The organism is Lentihominibacter sp. (genome assembly GCF_046951855.1).
Classification (GTDB): domain Bacteria; phylum Bacillota; class Clostridia; order Peptostreptococcales; family Anaerovoracaceae; genus Lentihominibacter; species Lentihominibacter hominis.
The window spans coordinates 2,783-8,547 of record NZ_JBKTXS010000050.1 but is presented as its reverse complement, the minus strand read 5'-3'; the positions used below and the strand labels follow the sequence as shown (position 1 = coordinate 8,547).

The following is a 5,765-nucleotide window of genomic DNA, read 5'->3' as shown; positions in this document are numbered from 1 at the left end:
CTTTTTTTCGTCGTTATTTTCCGTTGTTTTCCTCTCTGCCGTGACAGCTTGTTTATATTATCAGAGTTATATCTTGTTGTCAACATGTTTTTTAATTTTTATTCATTTTTTATTCCATAAATATGAAATCCCTCTTTTTTGAATTGCAATACTTATTATCTTATATATGTCATGAAGTTTCTTTTGGCATTGCAAACGCTGGCCTTTCTGGCTTTTTCAAATATCAAATACTTGTCTTTGCTATGCCACCTCATCGTAATATATTCAGCCCCTTTTCTGTCGGTAAAATAACTTAAAGTTATCGGATGCTCTGTTATCATCAGCGGAATATCTCCGCTGCAATATTCATCCTCTTCGTGAGAATAAGCTCTTATATCAACGCCATCTTCATTAAACGTTTTAAGGCTTTGTACATTATATACATTAAGTCCATATCCTCCATATACTTTTATGCCTGCATCTCTGAATCTGATTATCCACCCGGGATTCCCTACCATTATTCCGGTTTTCTTTGTTTTCTCCGTTATATCATCAAAATTACTTTCTATATATTGATCCAGATTCCCTTTGCTGACATTAAGTATGTACGGAATAACATTCTTTTCACTTTCCGAAAGTTTATTGTAAATTTCTTCTTCCATAAACAATTCCAGCGGAATATAAATACTGTCTGCCTCTTTATCTCCGAAGTTTTCTTTCAGTATAAATCTTTCTACAGAAGCCCTGCTGTACAAGAACAAGCCATTGTGTTTTTCCGAGTTTGTTATAAGGATATCATTGTTTCCAAGATTTTCAATATTTTTTATATCTGCTATTTCTCTTTCTATCAACGGTTTACGATTGCTATATACCGATCTTCTTTTTTTCATCAAAGAAGCGACTCCCTGTCTTCTGATTTCATTTATTACCGAAATCGGAATCGATATATTATCATCTGCATTTATTACTACAGACTTTGCTTCAAACACTGTATCTCCCAATTTTCTAAGCTGCTTTTCCACTCTTTTTTTGTCTACTGTACGTTTTATTGCTTTCTCAACTATAAAATCTGCTTTTACAGAAACACTGATATTTTCTTGTCTTATATCCAGTACTGGATACGTTTCCAGCTTAGCAGTAAAAAACATATCCACCGGCAATTTCTTTCTCTCGCCCCTGTTATATGAATTTTCTGCTTCTATATTCAAATCTTTGTCGGTAACCTTATAAACTTTATCTCCTGGGTATGCTTCTCCCTTTATATCTCCGACGCGAACTGAATAAGGAGTCAATGCTTTCAGGTATGATATTACATTACCCGTATCACGCTTCCCTCTAACCTCTATCCCGTCCCCTATAGAAAGAGCTTTGTCGTAACCTTTTGAATCTGCTCCTCTATTGTCAAGTTTTATATCTATTAATGTACTTCCCTTTTTAACGGCTTTTACTTTTCCTATGTATATACCCTGATTTTTGGGGCTGTCTCCCGACAGCAGTTTTGAACCTTGGTTGCCATACATATATCCACTGCTGAAACCGCCTCGATTAAATATCTGAAGAAGTTTCACCTTATCCTCTTTCTGCACATCCACTGTTCCTTGAAACTTATATATATCCAGATATTTTCGATATAAAGAAGTCACTGTCGCTACATACTGTGGGGATTTTAATCTGCCTTCTATTTTTAAAGAATCTATTCCTGACATACATAACTGTGGTATCATTTCAATGGTACACAGATCTTTAGGGCTTAAAATAAACTGTTCATTACCGTTTTCATCTTTATACGGCAATCTGCAAGGTTGCGCACACAACCCTCTGTTTCCGCTCCTTCCATTGATTCCGCCAATGATTCTACTCATATGACATTGTCCCGAATAACACAGACATAAAGCCCCATGGATAAAGACTTCCACTTCACATGACTGCATGCCACTATGGCATTTTTCAGAGAATACGCGTATATCTTCAAGCGTCAGTTCCCTTGCAGGAACTACCCTACAAAATCCCTTAGTCTTTATCCACTCAAGCGCCTGCGTATTATAGATCGTCCCTTGTGTAGACATATGCATAGGAATTTGAGGCAGATATTTTTTTATCAAGCGAGCTAAACCTATATCCTGCAAAATTACAGCATCTGCTCCTGCCCCATACAGAAAATTAACGTATGAAAAAGCTTTGGTCAGTTCACTATCTTTTATGAGAGTATTTATAGTGATATATACACGAACATTTCGGTCATGAGCATACATTATGGCTGACTTCATATCATCCCAAGTAAAATTTTCCGCTTTTATCCTAGCATTAAACAGAGGGCCTCCCATATAAACAGCATCTGCTCCATTCTGAACGGCTGCTTTTAACTGGGGCCATCCTCCTACGGGTGCCAACAGTTCGGGTATTTTTCTGATTTCCACTTAATAATTGCTCCTTTCATCTATATAATCATTATCGGCCGATGTTGATTCATTTTCTGAGAGAACATGCGAGCCACTGGTTTTTATTGATAACACGACTATATTAGTATATAATAATTTAATATTGGAGGAAAGAGTATGAACAAATTAAAAGAATTGATGAAAGACAATAGCTTTATACGAGGAAGTTTTTTTATTATATTTAATGCCATACTTCTATGCGCAATGTTTTTCATAATCAAAAATTTCGGCAATATAACCGCCACTTTGTATCACTGGCTGTGCGTTTTGCTGGATGCCCTTTGGCCTTTGATTTTCGGACTGATTTTATCCTATCTTCTCAATCCTCTTTCCGAATTGATTGATTCAAAACTGATGAGTAAAATAATAAGTTTGCCTTCAGATCCTATAAAAGCCGAAAAGAAAAAAAATCTGCGTCATCTGCTTAGTGTGCTTGTTACATTCTTACTGGCCATAGCAGCTGTCATCGCCATAATATTTGGATTTGCCATAATGATAATCGGTAAAGTTAATTTTTCCAGCTTTTCAGATACATTCTCCGACCTTCTGGGAGGAATTCTCAAGTATGAGGCCACTTTCAGAGACTGGATCACCAACAATATCCCTGACGGAATGCTTTCGGAAAAAATGACGGATGTAGCCAATGCTATAATGAGCTGGATAGGAGATAATGTCAGTGCATCTTCAATAATAACGTTCTTCACAAATATCGGAGGAAGTATTTTTGACATACTGGTAGGAATAATAATCAGTATCTATCTCATGAAGGACAAGCAGTTTTTTCAAGGATTATGGAGAAAATTTCTTCACCTTGTGCTTCCGCAAAAAGGTCATGCTGTACTTACCGAAACATTAAGTGAAGTAAATGGTGTACTTTCAAGGTTCATAAGAGGCGCTCTGTTGGATGCTTTGATTGTATCCATCATGTCTTCTATAGGTCTGTCCATAATGGGACTGGATGCTGCCGTATTCATTGGTATCTTCGCAGGCATCGCCAACGTCATTCCTTACTTTGGTCCTATAATCGGAATGATCCCAGCTTTTGTCATGGGACTATGTACAGAAGGTTTCTGGCACGGAGTTTTGGCTGTAGCGATTCTATTTGCAGTCCAGCAAATAGACTGTAATCTTATTTATCCTAAAATCGTAGGTACTTCTACAGGCCTCCATCCTCTTATGGTCTTGTTGGCAGTAAGTGTTTTCGGATATTTCGGCGGAATACTGTGGATGATCCTTGCTGTCCCTATTGCAGGTATAATACAAGTGTTTGTGGTAAAATGGGCCACTCAGAAAGAACATAAAATAGAAAAAGAAGCTATAAAAAATACTGCAAGCAGGTCTGAAAGAGATGAGCAGCAACAAAGCTCCAGATAAGGCTTGTCAAGGAAAAAATGAACAAAGATTTCATTCAGCAATGCATTCCATTATGTTTTTTAATGCTGCAGAAATATATACACTGAATAAAAAGGGACTGTGATTTTTCACAGTCCCTTTTTATTCAGTCAATTTTATTCTTTCCATGCATTTTTTACAGCTTCAGCTACAATGTCGGCAACTTGCGGGTAAAATGCACTCGGTATTATATAATCCGGCTTAAGCTGGCTATCTTCAATAACTCCTGCTAAAGCAAATGCCGCTGCAGTTTTCATCTCTTCTGTTATACGTTTAGCTCTGGCTGCTAACGCACCTTTGAAAATACCCGGGAAAATAAGTACATTGTTTATCTGGTTAGGATAATCAGATCTGCCTGTACCCACTACGGCTGCTCCGGCTTCTTTGGCAAGATCGGGCAGAATTTCTGGTTCCGGATTCGCCATGGCGAATATTATGGCATTTTCATTCATTGATTTTACCATATCCTGTGTCAGCACCTTTGCCGCTGAAACTCCTATAAAAAGATCTCTGCCCTTTACAGCCTCTGCAAGTGTACCTTTTATCTGATTTTTATTGGTAACTGCCGCCAGACGCTTTTTCGCCTCATTAAGATCATTTCGCTCCCTTGTAAGGATACCTTTGCTGTCACATGCCACAACATCTTCTATACCAAGATTCATCAACATTTTAGCTATTGCCGTACCGGCGGCTCCCGCCCCGTTGATTATTGCCTTCATTCGGCTCAAATCTCTTCCCGTAAGTTTCGCGGCATTAATAACGGCCGCTGAAACTACTACGGCAGTACCATGCTGATCATCATGAAATACAGGAATGTTCACCTGTGACTGAAGTTTTTCTTCAATTTCAAAACATCTCGGCGCAGAAATATCTTCCAGGTTTATTCCTCCCAATGTAGGCGCAATATTCTTTACTATATTCACTATCTCATCTACTTCCTGAGTCTCAAGACAAACCGGAAAAGCATCTATTCCGGCGAACTCTTTAAACAACAGAGATTTTCCGTCCATTACCGGAATAGATGCAAGTCCTCCTATATTCCCCAAGCCAAGAACTGCCGATCCATCAGATACTACAGCCACTGTATTTGATTTGTTTGTGTATTTGTAAACATCATCGGGATTCTCATATATTTTTCTGCATGGTTCCGCAACACCCGGGGTATAAGCAGTAGAGAGATCATCCTTAGTCTCCACCTTAACTTTACTTGCGACAGCCATTTTCCCTTTATTTTCTTCGTGCATCTTAAGAGATGCTTTGTAATAATCCATCTGAACCACCTCTATTTTTTCCATGAACTTTTAAGACCTACTATTTTATTAAATACTTTTTCATCAGATGTCGTAAGCTTTTCATCGGCTATATAATAACCTTTTCTGAAAAACTGGAATCTCTCTCCCGGATCCGCTTCAGCTATGGAAGGTTCTGCATACGCCACAGTTTCAACGAGCGATTCAGGATTCATTGCTTGCTGCCCGTTTTCATCTTCAATCATCAGATAATCGTAATTTCTTATTTTTATTTTGACTGCTGTTCTCGCATCGACCCAATGTATTGTGCCTTTAACCTTTCGCCCCTCAAAACCTGATCCACTCTTAGTCTCAGGGTCATATGTGCAAAGCAGTTCCTTAATACTTCCGTCATCGTTTTTAATAACTTCATCACAGGTTATGAAATATGCGCCTTTAAATCTCACTTCATTTCCCGGAAAAAGCCTGAAATACTTCTTTACAGGAATCTCCATAAAATCATCACCGTCTACATAAAGTTCCCTGCTGAAAGGGACCTTTCTGTTACCCATTTCAGGAACTTCACGATTATTCTCTATTTCCATTTCTTCGGTCACATCTTCAGGATAGTTTGTTATAATGATTTTTATAGGATTTTCCACCACATTTCGATTTTCTACTTTCTGTTTGAGATCTTCTCTCACACAGTGTTCAAGAAGTCCTATAT

General features: G+C 38.1%; 3 protein-coding genes and 1 pseudogene. 1 reads left to right on the top strand and 3 read right to left on the bottom strand.

Annotated features, from left to right (window positions below; all coding sequences use genetic code 11):
- Positions 1-155: 155 nt before the first annotated feature.
- A complete protein-coding gene (locus ACLR96_RS09715) occupies positions 156-2,396 on the bottom strand; it encodes a DUF3656 domain-containing U32 family peptidase (RefSeq protein WP_177268280.1) in 2,241 nt (746 codons plus the stop codon).
- 138 nt (positions 2,397-2,534) lie between these two features.
- On the opposite strand from ACLR96_RS09715, the gene ACLR96_RS09710 reads away from it, so the two are divergent.
- Positions 2,535-3,791 (top strand): AI-2E family transporter, encoded by a 1,257-nt coding sequence (locus ACLR96_RS09710; RefSeq protein WP_177268282.1) that lies wholly within the window; start codon positions 2,535-2,537, stop codon positions 3,789-3,791.
- A gap of 134 nt (positions 3,792-3,925) precedes the next feature.
- On the opposite strand, the gene ACLR96_RS09705 is transcribed toward ACLR96_RS09710, so the two are convergent.
- On the bottom strand, positions 3,926-5,080 hold the full coding sequence (locus ACLR96_RS09705; protein ID WP_177268284.1) for an NAD(P)-dependent malic enzyme: 1,155 nt from the start codon (positions 5,078-5,080) through the stop codon (positions 3,926-3,928).
- Between the two features lie 11 nt (positions 5,081-5,091).
- A pseudogene (locus ACLR96_RS09700) lies at positions 5,092-5,765 on the bottom strand (glutamine--tRNA ligase); the annotation flags it as partial.

Bases quoted from the DNA above. Each gene is read 5' to 3' on its own strand.
- ACLR96_RS09710 (WP_177268282.1), top strand. From the start codon at position 2,535: ATGAACAAATTAAAAGAATTGATGAAAGACAATAGCTTTATACGAGGA.
- ACLR96_RS09705 (WP_177268284.1), bottom strand. From the start codon at position 5,080: ATGGATTATTACAAAGCATCTCTTAAGATGCACGAAGAAAATAAAGGG.